The sequence below is a fragment of the Streptomyces sp. NPDC087901 genome (assembly GCF_044742205.1).
In the GTDB taxonomy this organism is placed as follows: domain Bacteria; phylum Actinomycetota; class Actinomycetes; order Streptomycetales; family Streptomycetaceae; genus Streptomyces.
In genome coordinates this window covers 348,149-368,741 of the sequence record NZ_JBIUUC010000005.1, presented here as the reverse complement: position 1 = coordinate 368,741, position 20,593 = coordinate 348,149, and the positions used below count along the sequence as shown (strand labels likewise).

15 protein-coding genes and 1 riboswitch are annotated in these 20,593 nt (G+C 72.2%); of the genes, 13 read left to right on the top strand and 2 right to left on the bottom strand.

Annotated features, from left to right (window positions below):
* Nucleotides 1–5: 5 nt before the first annotated feature.
* The 6 genes from ACIOEW_RS18830 to ACIOEW_RS18805 are packed head-to-tail and all read left to right on the top strand — an operon-like array spanning nucleotide 6 to nucleotide 9,050.
* Nucleotides 6–950 carry an ABC transporter permease gene (locus tag ACIOEW_RS18830; RefSeq protein WP_401964735.1) on the top strand — a complete coding sequence of 315 codons (945 nt, stop codon included), beginning with the start codon at nucleotides 6–8 and terminating at the stop codon, nucleotides 948–950.
* Between the two features lie 3 nt (nucleotides 951–953).
* A complete protein-coding gene (locus ACIOEW_RS18825; protein ID WP_401964733.1) occupies nucleotides 954–1,946 on the top strand; it encodes an ABC transporter ATP-binding protein in 993 nt (330 codons plus the stop codon).
* The gene (locus tag ACIOEW_RS18820) at nucleotides 1,943–2,971 is read left to right on the top strand and encodes an ABC transporter ATP-binding protein (protein WP_362555643.1); all 1,029 of its coding nucleotides are present in this window, start codon (nucleotides 1,943–1,945) and stop codon (nucleotides 2,969–2,971) included. The genes ACIOEW_RS18825 and ACIOEW_RS18820 overlap by 4 nt, the downstream gene beginning before the upstream one ends.
* A gap of 2 nt (nucleotides 2,972–2,973) precedes the next feature.
* Nucleotides 2,974–4,491 (top strand): glycoside hydrolase family 32 protein, encoded by a 1,518-nt coding sequence (locus ACIOEW_RS18815; RefSeq protein WP_401964731.1) that lies wholly within the window; start codon nucleotides 2,974–2,976, stop codon nucleotides 4,489–4,491.
* A 36-nt stretch (nucleotides 4,492–4,527) separates the two neighbouring features.
* Nucleotides 4,528–8,103 carry a GH32 C-terminal domain-containing protein gene (locus ACIOEW_RS18810; protein WP_401964730.1) on the top strand — a complete coding sequence of 1,192 codons (3,576 nt, stop codon included), beginning with the start codon at nucleotides 4,528–4,530 and terminating at the stop codon, nucleotides 8,101–8,103.
* Nucleotides 8,104–8,117: 14 nt separating this feature from the next.
* Nucleotides 8,118–9,050: a carbohydrate kinase gene (locus ACIOEW_RS18805; protein ID WP_401964728.1), complete on the top strand. Its 933-nt coding sequence runs from the start codon at nucleotides 8,118–8,120 to the stop codon at nucleotides 9,048–9,050.
* A gap of 235 nt (nucleotides 9,051–9,285) precedes the next feature.
* Here ACIOEW_RS18805 and ACIOEW_RS18800 read toward each other — a convergent pair whose 3' ends face one another.
* On the bottom strand, nucleotides 9,286–10,602 hold the full coding sequence (locus ACIOEW_RS18800) for a hypothetical protein (RefSeq protein ID WP_401964727.1): 1,317 nt from the start codon (nucleotides 10,600–10,602) through the stop codon (nucleotides 9,286–9,288).
* 166 nt (nucleotides 10,603–10,768) lie between these two features.
* Here ACIOEW_RS18800 and ACIOEW_RS18795 point away from each other — a divergent pair, with 166 nt between their 5' ends.
* The 5 genes from ACIOEW_RS18795 (at nucleotide 10,769) to ACIOEW_RS18775 (ending at nucleotide 16,205) form a co-directional block, all read left to right on the top strand.
* Nucleotides 10,769–12,670 carry an acyl-CoA dehydrogenase gene (locus ACIOEW_RS18795; RefSeq protein WP_401964726.1) on the top strand — a complete coding sequence of 634 codons (1,902 nt, stop codon included), beginning with the start codon at nucleotides 10,769–10,771 and terminating at the stop codon, nucleotides 12,668–12,670.
* Entirely contained in the window at nucleotides 12,667–12,843 is a 177-nt protein-coding gene (locus ACIOEW_RS18790; RefSeq protein ID WP_401964725.1) for a hypothetical protein, read from the top strand. Before ACIOEW_RS18795 ends, ACIOEW_RS18790 begins: the two co-directional genes overlap by 4 nt.
* 183 nt (nucleotides 12,844–13,026) lie before the next feature.
* A riboswitch (cobalamin riboswitch) is annotated at nucleotides 13,027–13,214 on the top strand.
* Nucleotides 13,215–13,276: 62 nt separating this feature from the next.
* Nucleotides 13,277–14,317 (top strand): ABC transporter substrate-binding protein, encoded by a 1,041-nt coding sequence (locus ACIOEW_RS18785; protein ID WP_401964723.1) that lies wholly within the window; start codon nucleotides 13,277–13,279, stop codon nucleotides 14,315–14,317.
* Nucleotides 14,318–14,358: 41 nt separating this feature from the next.
* The gene (locus ACIOEW_RS18780; protein WP_401964972.1) at nucleotides 14,359–15,420 is read left to right on the top strand and encodes a FecCD family ABC transporter permease; all 1,062 of its coding nucleotides are present in this window, start codon (nucleotides 14,359–14,361) and stop codon (nucleotides 15,418–15,420) included.
* Nucleotides 15,417–16,205 (top strand): ABC transporter ATP-binding protein, encoded by a 789-nt coding sequence (locus tag ACIOEW_RS18775; RefSeq protein WP_401964722.1) that lies wholly within the window; start codon nucleotides 15,417–15,419, stop codon nucleotides 16,203–16,205. The genes ACIOEW_RS18780 and ACIOEW_RS18775 overlap by 4 nt, the downstream gene beginning before the upstream one ends.
* Before the next feature lie 208 nt (nucleotides 16,206–16,413).
* Here the strand turns inward: ACIOEW_RS18775 and ACIOEW_RS18770 are convergent, their stop codons facing one another.
* Complete coding sequence (locus ACIOEW_RS18770; RefSeq protein WP_401964720.1) at nucleotides 16,414–17,460, bottom strand: PRC and DUF2382 domain-containing protein; 1,047 nt, start codon at nucleotides 17,458–17,460, stop codon at nucleotides 16,414–16,416.
* A 525-nt stretch (nucleotides 17,461–17,985) separates the two neighbouring features.
* Between ACIOEW_RS18770 and ACIOEW_RS18765 the strand changes: the two genes are divergently transcribed.
* Complete coding sequence (locus ACIOEW_RS18765) at nucleotides 17,986–18,786, top strand: IclR family transcriptional regulator (protein ID WP_362555623.1); 801 nt, start codon at nucleotides 17,986–17,988, stop codon at nucleotides 18,784–18,786.
* A 129-nt stretch (nucleotides 18,787–18,915) separates the two neighbouring features.
* Nucleotides 18,916–20,583, top strand: coding sequence for an OPT/YSL family transporter (locus ACIOEW_RS18760; protein ID WP_401964718.1), 1,668 nt, complete (start codon nucleotides 18,916–18,918; stop codon nucleotides 20,581–20,583).
* Nucleotides 20,584–20,593 lie beyond the last annotated feature (10 nt).

Sequence of the window (20,593 nt, the reverse complement as noted above, 5' to 3'; positions counted from 1 at the left end):
CACCCATGAGTGCCCTCGACTCCCTCACGGAGCCCGCCGTGCCCCGGCGGGCACCACAGGCCGCCGCTGCCCCGAAACGCCGGGACCGGGCCGGACTGCTGCGCTCCCTGCTCGCCAGCCGCAAGGCCCTGTCCGGCGCCGTCGTCCTGGTGCTGTTCGTCCTGGCCGCCCTGCTGGCCCCCCTGATCGCCCCCGGCGATCCGTCGACGATCAACGGCCTGGGCGCCTCGGCCCCGTCCGGCTCCCATCTGCTGGGGACGACCGCGAAGGGACAGGACGTCCTCGCTCTGACCCTCTGGGGTGCGCGCAGCTCCCTGTTCGTCGGGTTCTGCGTCGGACTGGCCGCCACCGCGCTCGCCGTGCTCGTCGGCATGGCCGGCGCCTACTTCGGCCGCGTCGTCGACGACGTGCTCTCGCTCGTCACCAACATCTTCCTGCTGGTGCCCGGAGTGCCGCTGCTCGTCGTACTCGCCGCGTTCATGCCGCCGGGCACCGCGACGGTCATCCTGGTCCTCGTCGTCACCGGCTGGGCGGGCTCCGCCCGGGTGCTGCGCGCCCAGGCCACATCGATCCGCGGCAAGGACTTCGTCGCCGCGTCCGTCGTCACCGGTGAACGTGCGGTACGCATCATGTTCCGCGAGATCCTCCCCAACATGGCGTCCGTCGTCATGACGACGCTGCTGGGCTGCGTCATCTTCGGTATCGGCGCCCAGGCCGGCCTGGAGTTCCTCGGCCTGGGCGACGCGTCCGTCGTCAGCTGGGGCACCAACCTCTACTGGGCCGGCAACGACGGCGCCCTGATGACCGGCGCCTGGTGGGCCTTCGTGCCCTCCGGCCTCTGCATCGCCCTCGTCGCCTTCGCCCTCGCGATGGTCAACTACGCCGTCGACGAGATCACCAACCCGCGCCTGCGTGCCCGCCGCGCCAAGAACCGCAACCGGAAGGGCTGAACGATGACCACGCCCTCTCACCACCCCGGGCTCTCCCTCGATCCGGTTGATCCGGTGCTCGACGTGCGGAACCTGCGCGTCGAGTACGGCGGGGACGGCCGCAGCGTCGTCGGCGCCGACGACATCTCCTTCACCATCGGCGCCGGTGAGGTCTTCGGCCTCGCCGGGGAGTCCGGCTGCGGCAAGTCGACCGTCGCCAACGCCCTGATGCGCCTGCTCAAGCCGCCGGCCCGGATCACCGCCGGATCGGTCACGTTCAAGGGACGCGACGTCCTCGCCATGGACCCGCGCGAGCTGCGCGCCTTCCGCTGGCGCGAGATCTCCATGGTGTTCCAGTCCGCGATGAACTCCCTCAACCCGGTCCTCACCGTCGGAGAGCAGATGGGCGACGTCTTCACCACCCACGAGCGGATGCGGAAGCGGCAGGCGCGGGAGCGCTCCGGAGAACTGCTCGAACTGGTCGGCATCGACCCGGCACGGCTGAAGTCCTACCCTCACCAGCTCTCCGGCGGCATGCGCCAGCGCGTCGTCATCGCGATGGCCGTGGCGCTCCGGCCCGCGCTGCTCATCATGGACGAACCGACGACCGCACTCGACGTCGTCGTCCAGCAGGAGATCATGGCGCAGATCGCCGGCCTCCAGCGCGAACTGGGCTTCTCCGTCCTCTTCATCACCCACGACATGTCGCTGATGATCGAGCTCTCCCACCGGATGGGCGTCATGTACGGCGGGCGGCTCGTCGAACTCGCCCCGGCCGCAGAGCTCTTCGCCGACCCGCTCCACCCCTACACCCGGGCGCTCATGAACGCCTTCCCGCCGCTCACCGGACCACGCGTCCACCTCACCGGACTCGCCGACCTGCCGCGCACGGACTCCAACTGCGGCTTCCACGCCCACTGCCCCGACGACCGGTCGGACTGCTCGATGAACATCCCCGACCTGCGCGAGGTGGCCACCGGGCGCTTCGTCGCCCGTACCGCTGGAGGCGCGCGATGACCGCGCAGGCCACCGAGACCCGCACCCCGCTGATGAGCGTGCGCGGGCTCACCAAGGACTTCCGGATGGGCGGACTGCTCTCCCGCGACCGCCACCGCGCCCTGAACGCCGTCGACCTCGACATCCCGCACGGGAAGATCGTCGCCCTCGTCGGTGAGTCCGGCAGCGGCAAGTCCACCCTGGCGCGCTGCCTGGCCCGCCTGGAACAGCCGACCGCGGGCCAGGTCCTGCTGGACGGCGAGGACGTGCTGAGGACGCAGCGGCGCCGGGTGTCCCGCGCCTACCGGGGTGCCGTGCAGATGGTGTTCCAGGACCCCTTCGGCTCCCTCAACCCCGTCCACCGCGTCGAGCACTTCCTGCGCCGCGCCCTGCTCGTGCACGGGCGGCCCGCCGGGGCGGACGAACTGCGCGACCTCGTCACCACGGTCGGCCTCACCGAGGACATGCTGGAGTCCTACCCGCACGAACTCTCCGGCGGCCAGCGCCAGCGCGTCGCCGTCGCCCGCGCCCTCGCCGTCGACCCGCGGCTCGTCCTCGCCGACGAACCGACGTCGATGCTCGACGTGTCCGTACGCATCGGCATCCTCAACCTGATGCGACGGCTGCGCGACGAGCGCGGCATCTCCATGCTCCACATCACCCACGACCTCGCCTCGGCCCGCTATGTCGCCGACACCACCCAGGTCCTCTTCGCCGGCGAACTCGTCGAGGGCGGCGACTCGCTCGCCCTGATGGACCGCCCAGCGCACCCCTACACCCGGCTCCTGCTCTCCGCCGTCCCCGACCCGGAGCGCGAGCACGGCTACGACCCCGACGAGCGGGCCGCGCTGCGCGCCGCGGTGCTGACGCCCGAGTCGTGCCCCTACGAGGACGAGGGCCCGTGCAGCCGCACCCGGCCCGTCCGCCATGTCATAGGCGAGGACGACGGCCAGCCGCACTGGGTGCGCTGCCACCTCTATGCCCCCGCCACCCCCACCGCGCGCCGCGTTCTGACCGCGGCCACCCCGGAAACCGAGAACACCTGATCATGACCCACGACCTCACCCTGCCCCGCGCCCGCCACGGGGACGCGCCGAAGGGCCTGGCCGAACGGGCCGTCCTCGACCCGCACCGGCCCCGCTTCCACTTCACCGCACCCGGCGGCTGGCTCAACGACCCCAACGGGCTCGCCCACTGGGACGGCGTCTACCACCTCTTCTACCAGTACAACCCCCTCGCGGCCGCCCACCACCGCATCCACTGGGGCCATGCCACCAGCCGCGACCTGGTCAGCTGGACGGACGAACCCGTCGCCCTGGTGCCCGGCAGCGACGGCCCCGACCGCGACGGCTGCTGGTCCGGTGTCCTCGTCGACGACGGCGGCACACCGACCCTCGTCTACTCCGGCCGGCACGGCGAGCGCGAACTGCCCTGTGTCGCCACCGGATCGCCCGACCTGCGCAGCTGGCGCAAGGACCCCGCCAACCCCGTGATCGGCGCCCCGCCCGAGGGTGATCTCACCGCCTTCCGTGACCACTGCGTCTGGCGCGAGAACGGCACCTGGCGCCACCTCGTCGGATCCGGCATCCGCGGCGTCGGCGGCACCGCGTTCCTGTACGAGTCCCAGGACCTGCGCGACTGGCGTTACGTCGGCCCGCTCCTCACCGGCGACGCGAGCAGTGGAAGGGCCGCGGACCTCGACTGGACCGGCACCATGTGGGAGTGCGTCGACCTCTTCCGGATCGATGGCGCGGACATCCTCGCCTTCTCCGCCTGGGACGAGGGGACCACCCACTACCCGCTCTACTGGACCGGCCGCTACGAGGGCGACACCTTCACCCCGCACACCCTCCACCGGCTGGATTACGGGCAGCGCTACTTCTACGCCCCGCAGTCCACCCGGGACGCACGCGGCCGGCGTATCATGTTCGGCTGGCTCCAGGAGGGCCGCGACGAGGACGCCATGGCCGCGGCCGGCTGGTGCGGGGTGATGTCCCTGCCGCGCGTCGTCACCCTGGGCGGCGACGGTCAGCTGGCTCAGGAACTCGTGCCCGAACTCGCCCGGCTGCGCCGCGACGCGGTGCGCACCGGCGCATTCACCGTGACCGACGGGACACACGTACACCTCGACGCAGTGAGCGGAGACCAGCTCGACATCGAGACGACGCTGCGCGTCGCCCCGGGAGGGGCGGCCCGGCTCGTGGTGCGCGAGAGCGCGGACGGGGCGGAACGGACCGTGATCGAGGTGTCGCGCCCGGCGGACGGCACCGCGGGAACGCTGCGGCTGCACCGGGAGTCGAGCAGCCTCGACCCGTCCGTCGACAGCGAACCCCGTTACGGAGAGGTGCCGCTGACGGGCGACGGGGCCGTGGACCTGCGAGTGCTCGTCGACCACTCCGCGCTGGAGATCTTCGCGAACGGGCGCGCGCTGGCCGCCCGGATCTACCCGACCCGCCCCGACGCGCTCGGAGTCGGGATCTCCGCCGCCGGGACCGTCGTCGTGGAGAGGTTCGACGCCTGGCGGATGGCCGCGCTCTTCGACGGCCCCCGCCCCCTCTGGCCCTGAACGGGCCCGCCCTTCCCCCACCCTGAGGAGACGACCATGTCCATCTCTAGGCGTGCACTCCTGTCCTCGGCCGGCCTGACGCTGCTGGCCCCCCTCGCGGGGGCCGGCCGGGCTTCCGCCGCGCCCCCGTCCACCCCTCGCTCCGCCGTGCCGGCCGGGGATCTCGCCCCGGTCCCCGACCCGCTCGGCCTCACCGGCACCTGGTCCCGCACCGACGACGGCGGACAACGCGTCGTCACCGGAGCCCAGCGCAACGCCGTCGCCCTCTCCGAGCAACGCGTCGAAGCCTTCGCCGGCTACGCGGCCCGGATCACCGTCGACCCCGGATCGCCCTACGCCGTGGGCTCGTTGCTCGTCCGCGCCACCGACGACGGATCGGCCGGATATGCGGCGAGCCTGGACCCGAACCTTCGGCGCATCCGCCTGTACGACCTGGCCACCGGCCGCGACCTCGTCCCCCCGGCCCCGGCCGCCCTCGCACCCGGGACCGACTACCTCCTCGAAATAGGTCTGAACGGAACCGAGTTGACCGTCCTCCTCGACGGCACGCAGATCCTTGCCGCACACGACACCGCCTACGCGCACGGAACCGCCGGACTGCACGCCTACAACGGAACGGTCGCCTTCGGCCCACCCGGCGTGCGCACCGTCACCACCGACGCCACCGGATGGACCACCGACGGCGGCACCTGGACCGCCACCACGCTCGGCTGGCACGCCCAGGCCCCCGCCGACACCAACTGTCGCGCCCTGGCCGCCACCCGGGTCTACGACACCGGCTTTCAGGCCGACGTCCTGATCACCGATCCGTACACCGTCGCGGCCCTCCTCCTGCGGACCGACGACCGGGGCACGACCGGATACGGTGTCCAGATCGACCCCAACCGCGACCTGCTGCGGCTCTACCGGATCGACGGCGACATCACGCTCGGCACGTACAGCACTTCCATCGCGACGGACACCGTGTACCGGCTCCGCGTCGAGGCCGACGGCCCGTCTCTCGCCGTCCACTGGCAGACCGACTTCATCACCCCGGACGGCTACGCCCCGGTCATCACGGCGGAGGACTCCGCCCACCCAGCGGGCCGGATCGGCGTCCTGGCATACAACGGATCCGTCTCCTTCGAGAACATCGCCGTCCGCGCCCTCGTGACGGACCTCCAGGGCTGGTCGACGGCTTCCGGGAGCTGGACCCCCGATCTGCGCGGCGTGCGGGCCGAGGGTGCCGAAGCCCTGAGCGTCGCACCGTTCCCCGGCGGGGACGTGTTGATCAGCGCCGACATCGCTCCGGCCGGCGCTTCGGGCGCGGGGCTCGTGGTGCGTGCGGACGCGGCCGGTGCGGGCGGCTACGAGATCCGGCTGGAGGCTTCCGGCGTACGGCTCCTGGACCGCACGGACGGGACCGGACTCGGACGGGCCGCACACCCGGTCCGCCCCTTCGCCGCAGGTTCGGTGTACCGGACCGAGGCCCGTGCCCTGGGCGCGGACCTCACGGTGAGCGTGGACGGCGTCGACGTTCTCACCGCCCGGGTCTCCCGCACCGGCGGCAGCGCCGTCGGCCTGATCGCGCACGGCGGCCCGGCCCACTTCCAGAACGTCAGGGCCCGCACCCCGCAGACCTACTTCACCGACGCCTACCGGCCTGCGTACCGCTACACCCAGCTCGCCTCGCGCACCAGCGACCCCAACGGGCTGGTGCATCACGAGGGCGAGTACCACCTCTTCCACCAGGACGCGGGACAGTGGGCGCACGCCGTATCCACCGATCTGCTGCAATGGCGGGCGCTGCCCGTCGCGCTGCCCGTCTCCGTCTTCGGTCACGCCTGGTCGGGGTCGTGCGTCGCCGACACCGACGACGACAGCGGGCTCTTCGACGGCGGTTCGGGCCTGCTCGCCTTCTCCACCAGCTACCACCCTGACCGGCCCGGCGGGAACCAGTGCGTGCGCGCCGCCCTCAGCAAGGACCGGGGCCGCTCCTGGCAGTGGTACGGCACCGCGCCCGTCGTGGAGAACCCCGGAGGCCCGGACGGGGACTGGGACTTCCGCGACCCCAAGGTCGTGCGCGACGAAGAGCGGGGCCAGTGGGTGATGGTCGTCTCCGGCGGTGACCACGTCCGCTTCTTCACCTCCACCGACCTGCTGCACTGGGCGTACCGCTCCTCCTTCGGCTACGGGGACTGGGTGACCGGCGGCGTCTGGGAGTGCCCCGACCTCTTCCCGCTGAGCGTCGACGGCGACCCGGACCGGGTCCGCTGGGTGCTCGTGCTCTCCACCGGAGCGGTCCGAGCCACCGACGGATCGGCCGCCGAGTACTTCCTCGGTGAATGGAACGGCACCACGTTCACCACCACCAACGAGGCCGGCACCCCGCTGCGCGCCGAGGCCGGCCGCGACTACTACGCCGCCATGACCTTCGCCGGACTGCCCGACGGCAGAAGGGTCCAGCTCGGCTGGCTCAGCAACTGGGACTACGCCTTCAGCGCCCCCACCGGCGCATGGAACGGTCAGCTCGGCCTGCCGCGCGAACTCACCCTCTCCGCCACCGGACTCGTGCAGCTCCCCGCCGCGGAGACCGAGGCCCTGCGCACGACGAGGACCACGTTCCGGGACATCGCCGTCGGCCCGGAGTCGGCCAACCCGCTCGCCGCCGAACGCGGGCGCTCGTACGAGATCGAGGCGGAGATCGCCCTCCCGGCGACCGGCGCCGCGACCGAATGCGGCTTCCGGCTCCGTACCGGCGAGGACCGGAGCACGGTGATCGGCTACGACGCCGGTGCCGGGAAACTGTTCGTGGACCGGACCGCCGCAGGCGTGGCCGACTTCACGGAACACTTCGCCGGACGTACCTCCGCACCGCTGAGGCTCACCGAGTCCGGCGGCGAACGGCGCCTGCGTATCCGGCTGTTCATGGACACCTCGTCCGTCGAGGTCTTCGGCGGCGACGGCGCTGTCACGATCAGCAGCCTGCTGTTCCCCAGGCCGTCCGATCAGGGCATGGCGTTCTACGCGACCGGGGGCACGGCCCGGATCGTCACGCTGAACATCCACCGCCTCCGGGACGTGTTCCGGGTGACCGGTGACGACCCGGCAACGCCCGCACTCCAGGCCGGTGGGGCCTTCCGCAGCAGCGGCCTCGGTGACCTCACCGTCGTACCGGCCGGCCACTGGACCACCACCGGGGCCGGCCGCACCGGTGTATTCGACCGGGACTCCACCAGTGTCTCCGGCACCGAGTACGGCGATCTGGAACTGACCACGCTCGTGCGCTTCGGCGGCCCCGACGGGACGAGCGGCGCCGGATCGGTTCTCCTGCGCACCACGCCCGACATCGCCGACGGATACGCGGTCAACCTCGATCCGAATCTGCGGACGGTCCGGCTGATGCGCCGGGACGCCGGACGGACGACGGTACTCGCCGAAACGCCGTTGCTGATACGGATGGGAGTCACTCTTACGCTGCGGATCCTGGCCCGGGGCGGGCGTATCGAGGTGTTCGTCGACGGCCGGCCGGTCCTCGATGTGACCGATAGCCGCTACACACGCGGCAGGATCGGGCTCAATGTGTTCGGAGGCCGCGCCGCCTACCAGGACACCCACGTCACCGCACTCTAGGAGACCTCACCCTCATGCTCGACAGACTCGATCTGCTGGTCATCGGCGAATGCGTCGCCGACATCGTCCGGCTGCCGGGTGCGGCCGACCGAATTCACCCGGGCGGCAGCCCGGCCAACGTCGCGTACGGCCTGGCCAGGCTCGGACACGATGCGACCCTGCTCACCCAGCTCGGGCCGGACACGAACGGGCAGCTGATCCGTGACCACCTGGCCGGAGCCGGGGTCGACGTCCGCACGGACGGCTCCACCGCCCCCACCCCGTCCGCCGCCGTGACGCTGGACGGTGCGGGTCAGGCCGCGTACACCTTCGAGATCACCTGGACACTCGGCCCGGTCTCCCTGGACCGGCCGCCCGCACACGTCCACACCGGGTCGATCGCGGCGGTCACCGAACCCGGTGCGGCCTCCGTCCTAGCCGCCGTCGAGTCGCTGCGGGCCGCCGCGACCGTCAGCTATGACCCCAACGTGCGGCCGGAGCTGATGGGGGACCACGAGGCCGCAGTACGCAAGGTCGAGCTCTGCGTGGCGCTCAGCGATGTGGTGAAGGCCAGTGACGAGGACCTGGAATGGCTGTATCCGGGCCAGGACCCGGTGAAGGTGGCCGAGCGGTGGCTGGCCGGCGGCCCGGCCGTCGTCCTCGTCACCCGGGGCGGTGACGGGGCCTTCGCGGTCCTGCCCGGCGGCCGGGTGAGTGTCGAGGCGCTGACCACCGAGGTCGTCGACACCGTGGGGGCGGGGGACGCCTTCATGTCCGGCACGCTGCACGCGCTCGCCGCCCACGGACTGCTCGGGCCGCACGGCCGGGAAAGGCTGCGGTCGCTGGACCGGGCCACCGTGACCGACGTCCTGCGGCACGCGGCCGCCTCGGCGGCGGTGACCGTCTCCCGGGCCGGCGCCAACCCGCCCGGTGCGGCGGAACTCGGCGCGGCGCTCGGCCGGATGTGAAGCACGACAGGTGCCACCGTCACCCCCACGGGGACGGTGGCCCTGCCACGCGGCGAACCTCCTGGTCGCTCCGGTCTCGGCGATGATCCACGCGCGCGCCCTGCGCAGCCCGCCCACCGCGCCCGTGGCATCGGCCCTCACGAGCAAGAGGCGCTGAGCAGGGGGACGCTCCTCCGCCCTGCGACGCACGCAGCCGACGACGTGCGCCGATTTCACCAGGAACTGCGGGACAGCCTCAGGAACCGCCCGCCACCCGCCCGTTACCCGGCTCCGCCAGGTGCGGAGTGCTGTCGTCGTCGAGGAACTCGACGACGACCAGGGCGAACAGGGCACACAGCGCGATCCACACCGTGACCAGGCCGGTCGGCCGGTCCCACGCCACAAGCACCGCGACGGCCACCACGACCACGGTCCAGTTCAGCGGCCGCCTGGCCCGGTGCACCCACCTGCCGACCCGACCGCCCGTGAAGCCGGCCGCGTCCCGTACGGCCCCGATGCCGCCGCTCCACATCGCCATGACCCGGGTCGCGGCCCGGCCACTGCCGGTGAGCCAGGCCGCGAGCGCCACCACCGCACCGACGGTCACCACCAGCCGGACCCCGGCGCGCAGATATCCCGCCAGCGCGTCGAAGACCGCACCCGCGGCCGGCTGCGAGAAGTCGGAGGGAAGACTGTCGAGATAGAAAGCGCGCCCCGCCCACAGGCCGAGCCCGAGCAGGGCGGCACCCGCAGCTACGGCGAGTGCGGCGGTGACCAGGGCCCGTCGCCGGCGCACCGCGAGCAGTACCCCGCCCGCTGCCACCACCAGCGTGAACACGGGAAGCCAGAATCCGAGGAGTTCGAGCGCCCGGAACGCCTGCTTGGCCTTGCCGACCGAGTCGGAGGTCAGGACCGTGAAGTTGGTGTGGATCTCCGGGATCTTCTCGGCGACCGTCAGACCGCGGTCGACGAGGCGCTGCTTCACCCGGTCGATGACCGGGGCGAGGTCCAGGGTGACGGTGTCGTCGGTCAGCTTCACCGCGCCGCCGCCCTCACCCGTCAGCGCCTTCACGACGGAGACGTGCGCCTGCCGGTTGAGGTCACTCCACAGCCGCTCGAAGGCGTCGCTGGTCACGAACTTCTCGACGGTTCCGTGCACGAAGTTCGTGACACCCGTGGTCAGCGGGCCGCCGAGCTTCTCGAGGGCCTTGTCGACGACCGGCCGGTCGGCGGGGGCCACGTCCGCCAGCAGCGCGTCGATGTCCAGGTGGGTCATGACGGCGGCGGTGACGCGGTCGGTCACCGCCGCCTGCACGTCGGGGTCGGAGGCCAGCGGATCCATCATCGCCACATAGCGGTCCGTGTCCCCGGCGACGTCGCTCGCCCAGCTCGACACGATGCTGAGCGGTGTCAGTACGGCCGCCACCAGGATCAGCAGGACCGCGAAGAACGAACGGAGCCGCAGCCCGTGCCGGGCCGGGGCACGGGCCTCCAGCTGGGCCACCCGTACCCGAAGGGCTTCCAGTTCGGCGTGCTCGTCCGGTGCGGCCGACTGACCGGGGTCCCGTTCCATGACCCAAGGGGATGTCCTGGCCGCCCGCACAGCGCGGTGGGTTGCTGCATACAGGTGACGGATGGCGGCCGGTACGGTGTCCTCCGGGCCCCGCCGGGCAGGGGCGAGCTGTCTCGGACCCCGGCTGTGGGGGTGTCCTGGACGTTTCCTGATCGTTTGTTCTTTTATGACCACTATTTTCGACAACGCTGGCCCCTCGGGAGCCGGAACCGGGCCGGTCGCCGACCTGCTCAGCACAGCGCTCCTCGGTCCGGACGCCCGCCGCGAGCACGGCTTCTGGCGCCGGCTCGTCACCACAGAACCGTTCCGCCTGCCCCTCTGGCCGCCTCCCGGTCCTACCCCCGACGAGAGGCTCGCCCTCGCCCACGCACGGCTGCGCACGCTCAACAGCGCGCTGGACAGCGCCGCCAGGCCGGCCTCCGATCCGCGAGCCCTGGCCGCCATGCACGAATGGCTCGCCCCTGTGGACCCGGCCCTCACCACCGTTGCGGGCATTCACTACAACCTTTTCCTCGGCAGCCTTCTGGACCACGACGCCGACAGCACCCGCGATCTGTCGGACTTCCTCCGGCTGCGACGGATCGGCACGTTCCTCTGTACGGAGGTGGCGCACGGCAACGACGCCGCCGCCGTCGAGACCACCGCCACCTACGACCCCGCCCGGGACGGGTTCGTGCTCCACACCCCGCACGCCGGTGCACAGAAGTTCATGCCCAACACCAGTCCGGCCGGCGGCCCCAAGTCGGGGCTCGTCGCCGCCCGGCTGATCGTCGGGGGTGCCGATCACGGAGTCTTCCTGCTGCTGGTGCCGCTCACCGACGCGTCCCGGGCCCTGCCAGGGGTGCGGGTGCGCCGGCTTCCCGCACGGATGGGCAGTCCCGTCGACCACTGTCTGACCTCCTTCGACCAGGTCCTCGTAGGGCGAGGGGCGCTGCTCGGCGGCGTGCAGGGGCGGGTCGGCGAGGACGGGGTGTTCCGCAGCGACACCGAGGGGCGAAGGCGCCGCTTTCTCGCGTCGATCGGACGGGTCACCGCGGGCCGGATCTGCATGAGCGCCAGCGCGGTGGGGTCCGCACGCGCCACGCTGGCCGTCGCCGTCCGCTACGGCGGCCACCGTTTCGTCTCGGGTGGCCGCCCTTCGCCGCCCGTCCCGGTGATCGCGCACCGCAGCCACCACGGGCCGCTCGCCGAGGCCATGGCCACCGTCTTCGCGATGAGCCTGCTGCACCGGCGGGTCCTCGACCGCTGGGAGGCGGCGGCGGCAGGACCGCCGGCGGGCCGGGAGGAGGCCGAGCGGCTGGTCGACGTGGCCAAGGGGTGGATCACGTGGCAGGCCCGGTCCGTCATCGTCGAATGCCGGGAGAGGTGCGGAGCCCAGGGGCTGCTGGAGAACAACGGGATGAGCGAACTCGTCACCGGCGTCGAGGGCGCCATCACCGCCGAGGGCGACAACCTGGCCATCCACTCCAGGGCGGCCGCCGGCCTGCTCTTCGAGGCCGCACGGGACCCGGACGAAGGGCCGGCGGCCGCTCCGCCGGGCGGCGACCTCACCGACCTGCGCTTCCTCGGCCGGCTTCTGGACCAGGTGGAGCGCATCTGGTTCGCCCGGGCGGCCGCACGGATGGCGCGGGTACCGCACGGCGACCCGCTGGAGCGCTGGAACGCGGCATCCGGGACCGCTCTGCGGGGGGTCGAGGCCCATGCGTACCGGCAGGCGGCCCACGCGTACGAGCACGCGCTCACGGCTCTGCCCGGCGGCGAGGCCCGCGAGCGGCTGGGCGAACTGGCCCGGCTGTTCGCGCTGCGCTGGGTCGCGCGCAACAGCGGGGATCTGCTGGCCGCCGGCCACCTGACCGCCGGTCAGGTCGAGGGACTGACCGATGTCACCGAGCAGCTCATCGCCGTCGTGAGCGGTCATCTGCCGGAACTCGCCGAGTCCTTCGCGCTGCCCGGTGAACTGCTCGCCGACTGGCCCATCGCGGGAGCCCGTTACACGGACGCGTACGACGACCCGGGCGCCTCCTGGCACACTGCCGCGGACCGGGAACCTGCCGGGGGCGCGCGATGACGGGCACACCGCAGCAGGGAGCCGCAGCGCTGCCGCACAGGGCGGCGGAAGCGGTCCGGTGCCTGGGCGTCCGCGTCGTCCTGCTGGGATTCTGGGGGACCGCAGCGCTGCTCTCACGGTGGGGCGAGAGGGCGCGCACGCACGGTGGCGAATCGGTTCACCGCAAGGCGTGACCGGAGCGAGGCCGTCCGGACGCCCGGGCCTCGTCCGGACGCTCGGGCGCCGTAGGGGCGCTCGGGTGTCGTCCGGGCAGTCGGGCGTCGGGGCGGTGCGCGGCACGCCGCACCGCCCCGACGCCCCGTCCGCCCCACCGCTCGTACCCGGGCGCACCGCCGCTGAGCTGCGCAGAGGCTCGTGGTAGCGTGCCGAGAGCCAGTCGAACTCCACGTAGGGGTCAGGGAATCCGGTGCGAATCCGGAACTGACGCGCAGCGGTGAGGGGGACGGGCGGGGCCACAGCCACTGGGAGACCCACGGTTTCCCGGGAAGGCGTCCCGTCCGCGTGAACCCGAGTCCGAAGACCTGCTGGCACCCGCGGTCCGGGACCGGATCGCGGAACTCCGTACACCGGGCCCCGCGCATGGGCCCAGAGACGCCGAGGTACTTCGTGCCGCCCATAGCTGGCCCCGCCCGCACCGCTGCCCTGCTCACTGCTGCCCTGATCCTGCTGACCGCCTGCGGCGGCGGCAAGGACAGTACCGCCGCCAAGGTCCAGGGAGCCGACGGCTATCCGGTGACCCTGAAGAACTGCGGACGGACCGTCACCGTGGACGCCGCCCCGAAGCGTGCCGTGCCGGTCGACCAGGGATCGGCCGAGATCCTGCTCTCGCTCGGCCTCGCCGACCGGCTCGCCGCCACCGCCACCTGGACCGACCCGGTGTTGAAGGGCTTGGAGAAGGCCAACGCAGGCATTCCGAGGATCTCCGACAACCGGCCTTCGTCGGAGAAGGTCCTGGATCAGGAGCCCGACTTCGTCAGCGCATCCTTCGAGTCGACGCTCGCCAAGGGCGGTGTCGCCCCACGGGAGCAGTTCGAGAAGCTCGGTGTCCCCACCTACGTCTCGCCCGCCGACTGCACCGCCAAGGACAACAGCAAGGACGGTGACGGTGTCCGCACCGGCGCCCTGACCATGGACAGCGTCTACGGCGAAGTGCGGGACCTGGCCAAGGTGTTCGGCGTTCCGGAGCGCGGCGAGAAACTCGTTGCGGAGCTGCGTGCCCGGGTGCGCAAGGCGACCGGAGGGATCGACGCCTCCGGCGCCTCCCTGATGTACTGGTTCGCCAACTCCGAGGCCCCCTACCTGGCCGGCTGCTGCGGAGCACCCGGAATCATCACCCGGGAGATCGGCGCGGAGAACGCCTTCGACGACACCCACGAGGAATGGCCCCAGATCAACTGGGAGACCGTCGCCGACCGCAACCCGGACGTGCTGGTCATCGGCGACCTGACGCGCAAGTCGCAGACCGCCGAGAGCGCCGCGAAGAAGATCGCCTTCCTGGAGTCCAACCCCGCCACGAAGAACATGGACGCCGTCCGGCACAAGCGTTACGTGCTGCTCAGCGGCCAGGCCATGAACCCGACCATCCGGACCGTCGAGGGTGTGGAGCGCGTGGCCGCCGGCCTGCGTACCTTCGGGCTCGCGGGGTGACGGACACCGAACAGGCGGCGGCACCGCGCGAGGACGCGAGTGTGCACGCCCGGCCTGACCTCAGGGGTGTCCGGGGCCTCAGGGGCTTCTGGGGTGTCCGGGGCGGACTCCTGTGGGCCGGCGGGCTCCTGCTGCTCGTCCTGTCCGTCGCCGTCGCCGTCACCATCGGCCCGGCCCGGATCTCCGTCGCCGACGTCTGGGCCACGGTCGCCTCCCACCTCGGTGCCGGTGAGTCGCGGCTCAGCCCCATCCGCGACGGCATCATCTGGAACCTGCGTATGCCGCGCACCCTGCTCGCCGCCGTCTGCGGCGCGGGGCTCGCGGTCTGCGGAACCGTCATGCAGTCGCTGCTGCGCAACCCGCTCGCCGACCCGTTCGTCCTCGGAGTCTCCTCCGGGGCCTCGACCGGCGCGGTCGTCGTCGTCGTTCTCGGCGTCGGCGGGGGAGCGGTCTCCCTGTCGGCCGGGGCGTTCATCGGGGCGCTCTGCTCCTTCGCCCTCGTCATGCTGCTCAGCCACACCCTCGGCGGCAGCACCGACCGTGTCGTGCTGTCCGGGGTCGCGGCCATGCAGCTATTCTCCGCGCTCACCTCCTTCGTCGTGATGACCGCCGCCGACGCCGAGCAGACCCGCGGGGTGCTGTTCTGGCTGCTGGGCTCACTCGGGGGCGTCGGCTGGAGCGATGTGTGGATCTGCTCCGCCGTGCTCGCCGTGACGCTGCTGATCTGCCTCGGCCACGCCCGTACGCTCGACGCCTTCGCCTTCGGTCAGGACGCGGCGGCCACCCTCGGCGTCCACGTCGGCCGTACCAGGATCGTCCTGTTGTGCACGACCGCGCTGCTGACCGCCGCACTCGTGAGCTCGGCCGGTGCCATCGGGTTCGTCGGACTGGTGCTGCCGCACGCGGCCCGTGCGCTCACCGGTTCCGGGCACCGCAGGCTGCTGCCGGTCACCGCGCTCGCCGGGGCCGTCTTCCTCGTCTGGGTCGACACCCTCGCCCGGACCGTCCTCGACCCGCAGGAGGTTCCGGTGGGAGTCGTCACCGCCCTGATCGGGGTACCAGCCTTCGTGCTGGTCCTCTACCGCACCCGGCGGGCCCCATGACTCCGGCCACCCCCGGCGGCCTGCGGGCCGACCGGGTCAGCAGGGAGGCGGGCGGCCGGCTCATCCTGGACGGTGTCTCGCTCGCCCCGCCGCCCGGCGCCACCATCGGGCTGATCGGTCCGAACGGTTCCGGGAAGTCCACCCTGCTGCGGATCCTGGCCGGAGTCCTGGCCCCGGACGCCGGCGTGGTCACCCTCGACGACGATCCGCTGGCCGCCGTCGGGCGCCGCACCGTGGCCAGACGGGTCGCGGTGGTCGACCAGCACGCCGTCACGCAGGTCGAGCTGAGCGTCGTGGACGTCGTACGCCTGGGCCGCATCCCGCACCGCCGTGCCTGGTCGGCGCCGGGGGCTGCGGACGAGACGGCGGTCCGTGAGGCGCTGGAGCGGACCGGCCTCGCCGGACGCCGCTACCAGTCCTGGCACACACTCTCCGGCGGGGAGCGCCAGCGCGTCCAGATCGCCCGCGCGCTGGCCCAGCAGCCGCGTGAACTGCTGCTGGACGAACCGACCAACCATCTGGACATCCAGCACCAGCTGGAACTGCTGTCCCTGGTCACGTCGTTGCCGCTGACCGCCGTCGTCGCCCTGCACGACCTCAATCTGGCCGCGATGTTCTGTGATCGGATCGTGGTGATGAACGAGGGACGGGTGGTCGCGGGCGGCAGCCCGGCGGAGGTGATCACCGAGGGCCTCATCGCCGATGTCTACCGGGTGTCCGCCGTCGTGACACCGGACGGACCACAGGGGCGGCCCTCGGTCCGCTTTCGTCCGGAGCGGGCCTGACTCGACAACGGGCCTGACTTCACAGCAGGCCTCAGCGGGCTTCAGCAGGCCTCAGCGGGCTTCAGCGGGCCTGACTCCGGAGCGGGTCCGACGTCCGGCTCTCTGCGGTGGCCCGGGTGCTCGTGCCGTGGAACGCAAGGGGCGGACCCTCGTGCGGGGCCCGCCCCTCGCTGGTGCGGTACGGCCGTGCGGAGCGGTGCGCGGGGGGTCAGCGGCGCCGCCCCTGACCGGATTCACCGCCCATGTCCTTGCCACCCATGTCCTTGCCACTCTTGGTGGCGCCGTCCGCGTAGTCGATCTGTTCCTTGCGCAGTTCGGCGGAGACTTCCTTCTGTTCGGTCACCTTCTTCGTTTCCATCCGCACCCGCTCGACCGGCACGGTCTCCTTGCGCATCGTGGCGCGTTCGGCGTGCAGGGTGACCTCCACGTCCTGCTCGTTGATGTCGGCCCGGCCGGTCTTGTCGCCCGGCCGGAGCGGTTCCCGGACCACGCGCACCTCTTCGTGCGACACGGGCACGGTACGGGTGACGTTCTCGGTGACGACGTACTTGTGCAGGCGGGCCTTGCCGCTCTCGTACTCCTCGGTGCCGATATGGAGCTGTTCCTCGGAGCGGATCAGTTCTTCCTTGCCGCCGAGGTCGGCGGCGGAGCGTTCGGTGCCCGCCCCGGCTCCGACCAGCGGACGGGACGTGCCCGAGGTCTCGGTGTCGCGGTGCCTGCCGGTCCCCGTGCCCGCGCCCGCCATGCCGGCCGATGTGGTCCGGTCGGTCGTGCGCCCCGTGCCCGCGGCGCCCATGGCCCCGGCCCCGGCCCCGGCCCCGGCTGCCGCGCCGGCTCCGGCCGCGCCCATGGTGCCCGTCCCGGTCGTCGTGGGTGCGTCGGCGCTCGCGGTGCCGCCGGCCCCGGCACGGTCGGCGATATTGGCCTTGGCGTTCCGGCTCAGGCCGTAGTGCCGGTAGAGCTCCTCCTCCTCGGAGACGGAGAGATGGGCGTCCGCGTCCACACGGGGGGCTTCCTTGACCCGGTCCTTCGGATGCGAGATGTGCAGGTCGGAGCCCACGCGACGGGCTCCGGCGAGGGGCACGAAACTCTCCTTCATACCGAACAGACCGGTCTTCACCGTGATCCAGTCCGGCCGGCCGGTGTTGTCGTCGACATACACCCGCCCCACGTTGCCGATCTTCTCGCCCTCGGTGTCGTACACCGTCAGGCCGTCGAGCTCTCCGGAATCCGTGAAACCGTCAGCGGCTCCCATAACCGATTCCTCCTCGCCCGGGCGCGTCCTGTGGGTGGGTCCAGCAGGGGAGGCGCGTCCGGATTCCATCGCGCCTCACCCGGATGGACGCTGCAACCGCCCGGCCGTCGGACGCCGGGTGCCGCACCCGCCCCACGTCGGTGCAGGCCCCGTGCGATGCCGGTGAGGGGCCGACGGGCCTACTAGGCCAATCGGGTGAACGGGGCCGCGGGGCGCCTCCCGGCCCCGCTCCCGGGAGGAGGCCGCCGGCGCCGAATTGCGTGACATGCCCACGGGGCTCCGCGCACCCGCCCGTAACCGCCCCTGAACAGGCGGTTCCCGCCGCCGGGGCGAATTTCCGGGAAACCCTTGACACCCGCTGGGCGCAGCCGCATCCTTTCGCCAGAAATCGCAACGGCGTTGCGATTTCCGCACCGGCAGATCGGCAGGCCGGCAGATCGACAGGCCGGCTCGACAGGCCGGCAGACCGGCGCCGACAGACAGAACCGGCAGACGGAACGATGTGGACGAAGGAGGCCCGGCCCCATGGCTGAGCACGGCACGGACACCACCAACCCGGCACCGGCCGGACAGCAGGCCCCGGGCGTGCTGCAGACCGTGGACCGGGCTCTGCTCGTGCTGCTCACCTTCACCGAGCAGCGGCCCGAGTGGGGCGTCAGCGAACTGGCCCGTCACCACGGCTGGGACAAGGCCGTCGTCCAGCGCCTGCTCACCACACTGAGCGCGCGCGGCTTCCTGCTCTGCGACGACAACAGCCGTCGCTACCGCCCGGGTCCAGCCCTCTCCCGGCTGGCCCGGGTCAGCGAGCACAGCGGAGTGCTGTCCTCGATCTCCCGGCCGATACTCGCCCGGCTGCTCCGCGAGACCGGCGAGAGCGTCGTCCTCAACGTCCCGCACGGCGGCAGCTACCGCTGCGAGGCCGCCGTCGACGGCACCGGACCCGTCCGCTACACGGCGATCATCGGCGCGGTCATGCCCGGTCACGCCGGAGCGTCCGGGCACACCCTCTTCGCGTACCACCCCGAACGCGAGATCCGGCAGATGTTCGGCGCCACCGGACTGACGCGCTTCAACGACCGCACCATCACGGACCTGGACGCACTGCTCGCCTGCTACGCACAGGTCCGTGCCGACGGGTACTGCATCAGCCACGGCGAGTACGACGAAGCCGTGACTGCGGTGTCCGTCCCCGTCTTCCAGGGAGACGGAGTCCCCGCCTCCCTCACGGTCATCGGCCCTTCCCACCGTGTGGACCGGGCCGCCGAAACCCTTGTGACGCAGGTACGCGCCGGAGCGGCGGAGATCACCGCCGCCCTCGGCGGCTGAGCCCGCGCCTCGCACTTTCCGCCCCACCGCGGCCGCCCCGCGCCGCCGGCCTGCCCCGGGCCCCGCCCCGCCGGGTATCCCGCCGGGGCCACCGACCTCCCCAGCCCTGCTCACCGAAGGGGGTGCCTCATGGCGCACCACGTCTCCGCGCCGCACCCTGCCCCGCCGCCGCCAGGCCCCGACGAGACCCGCTCGCACCCGAGGGTGATGGAACCCGTCCTGCTGGTCATCCTGGTGGTGCTCTCCGCCGTCGGAGCCGTCATCGGCATCGACCTGGTCTCGAAGCTGGGCATCTCCGCCAACACCTCCGTGGTCGGCGCACTCGTCGCCATGCTGATCGGACGCATACCACTCGGTTTCCTGCGCCGGATGCGCTCCGTGCACCGGCAGAACCTCGCCCAGAGCGCCATCTCCGCCGCGACCTTCGCCTCGGCGAACGCTCTGCTGACATCCGTCGCCGTGCCGTACGTCTTCGGCCGCAAGGACCTGGTCTGGCCGATGCTCGCGGGTGCCTTCATCGGCCTCGTCGTGGACGCCTGGGTGCTCTACCGGGCCTTCGGCTCCCGGCTGCTGCCCGCCGACGCCGCCTGGCCGCCCGGCACCGCCGCTGCGGAGACCATCAAGGCCGGCGACCGGGGAGGACGCCGTGCCCTGGTCCTGGCCGGCGGAACCGCGGTCGGACTCGCCGGAACCCTCTTCAGCCTGCCGCTCTCCGCGGCCGGTGTGGCCTTCCTCGGCAATGTGTGGGCGCTGATGATGTTCGGCATCGGTCTGATGCTGCGCCAGTACAGCCCCGACGTCCTCCACACCGATCTCGGCGTCGGCTACATCCCGCACGGCGTCATGGTCGGCGCCGGAATCGTGGCCCTCGGCCAGGCCGTCCACCTGCTCATAGGCCGACGCGAACGCAAGCGGAAAGAGGCCGCCGCGGAGGCTTCGAGCGTCGCGACCGTCCGGGACACGGACCCGAGCACCGCCTACACCGTCGACGAGCGTGCCCTGCGCCTCTCCCTGATCCGCGGCTACGCGCTGTTCACCGGGGGCGCCGTCGTCCTCGCCGTCCTCGGCGGGCTGATCGGCGACATGAGCCCGCTCGGCATCGTCGGCTGGGTGCTGTTCGCCGCCTTCGCGGCCCTGGTCCACGAACTGATCGTCGGCCTCGCCGCCATGCAGTCCGGCTGGTTCCCATCCTTCGCCGTCACTCTGATCTTCCTCATCCTGGGCCTCGCCATCGGCATCCCGTCCGTGCCGCTCGCCCTGCTCGTCGGGTACGTCTCCGCCACCGGACCCGCCTTCGCCGACATGGGCTACGACCTCAAGGCCGGCTGGCTGCTGCGACGCGAGCACCGCCCCTGGGACCCCTTCGAGCGCGAGGGCCGCCGGCAGCAGTTCCTGGCCGCCCTCATCGGATTCGCCGTCGCCCTCGTCGTCGTCGCCCTCGCCTGGCGCTCCTACTTCGGACAGGGCCTCATCCCGCCCGTCGCCAAGGTGTACGCCGACACCATCAAGAGCGGACTCGGCGACCCGGACGCGGTACGCACCATGCTCCTCTGGGCCATCCCCGGCGCCGCCATCCAACTGCTGGGCGGCACTCGCCGGCAGATGGGCGTCATGCTCGCCACCGGTCTGCTCATCCTCACCCCGCAGGCCTGCTGGCTGGTCCTCGGCGCCCTCGTCGTCCGGGTCGGCTACCGGAAGCTGCGGGGCCCCGCCGCCGACGAGGAACTCAACCTGGTCGGTGCCGGACTGATCGCGGGCAGCTCGCTCGGCGACTCGGCCCAGATCCTCAAGGCCTGACGGTCGGCCA

What these genes read in the sequence shown, in the direction of transcription:
- ACIOEW_RS18830 (WP_401964735.1), top strand. Translation starts at nt 6, where the DNA reads ATGAGTGCCCTCGACTCCCTCACGGAGCCCGCCGTGCCCCGGCGGGCA.
- ACIOEW_RS18825 (WP_401964733.1), top strand. Translation starts at nt 954, where the DNA reads ATGACCACGCCCTCTCACCACCCCGGGCTCTCCCTCGATCCGGTTGAT.
- ACIOEW_RS18820 (WP_362555643.1), top strand. Translation starts at nt 1,943, where the DNA reads ATGACCGCGCAGGCCACCGAGACCCGCACCCCGCTGATGAGCGTGCGC.
- ACIOEW_RS18815 (WP_401964731.1), top strand. Translation starts at nt 2,974, where the DNA reads ATGACCCACGACCTCACCCTGCCCCGCGCCCGCCACGGGGACGCGCCG.
- ACIOEW_RS18810 (WP_401964730.1), top strand. Translation starts at nt 4,528, where the DNA reads ATGTCCATCTCTAGGCGTGCACTCCTGTCCTCGGCCGGCCTGACGCTG.
- ACIOEW_RS18805 (WP_401964728.1), top strand. Translation starts at nt 8,118, where the DNA reads ATGCTCGACAGACTCGATCTGCTGGTCATCGGCGAATGCGTCGCCGAC.
- ACIOEW_RS18800 (WP_401964727.1), bottom strand. Translation starts at nt 10,602, where the DNA reads ATGGAACGGGACCCCGGTCAGTCGGCCGCACCGGACGAGCACGCCGAA.
- ACIOEW_RS18795 (WP_401964726.1), top strand. Translation starts at nt 10,769, where the DNA reads ATGACCACTATTTTCGACAACGCTGGCCCCTCGGGAGCCGGAACCGGG.
- ACIOEW_RS18790 (WP_401964725.1), top strand. Translation starts at nt 12,667, where the DNA reads ATGACGGGCACACCGCAGCAGGGAGCCGCAGCGCTGCCGCACAGGGCG.
- ACIOEW_RS18775 (WP_401964722.1), top strand. Translation starts at nt 15,417, where the DNA reads ATGACTCCGGCCACCCCCGGCGGCCTGCGGGCCGACCGGGTCAGCAGG.
- ACIOEW_RS18770 (WP_401964720.1), bottom strand. Translation starts at nt 17,460, where the DNA reads ATGGGAGCCGCTGACGGTTTCACGGATTCCGGAGAGCTCGACGGCCTG.
- ACIOEW_RS18765 (WP_362555623.1), top strand. Translation starts at nt 17,986, where the DNA reads ATGGCTGAGCACGGCACGGACACCACCAACCCGGCACCGGCCGGACAG.
- ACIOEW_RS18760 (WP_401964718.1), top strand. Translation starts at nt 18,916, where the DNA reads ATGGCGCACCACGTCTCCGCGCCGCACCCTGCCCCGCCGCCGCCAGGC.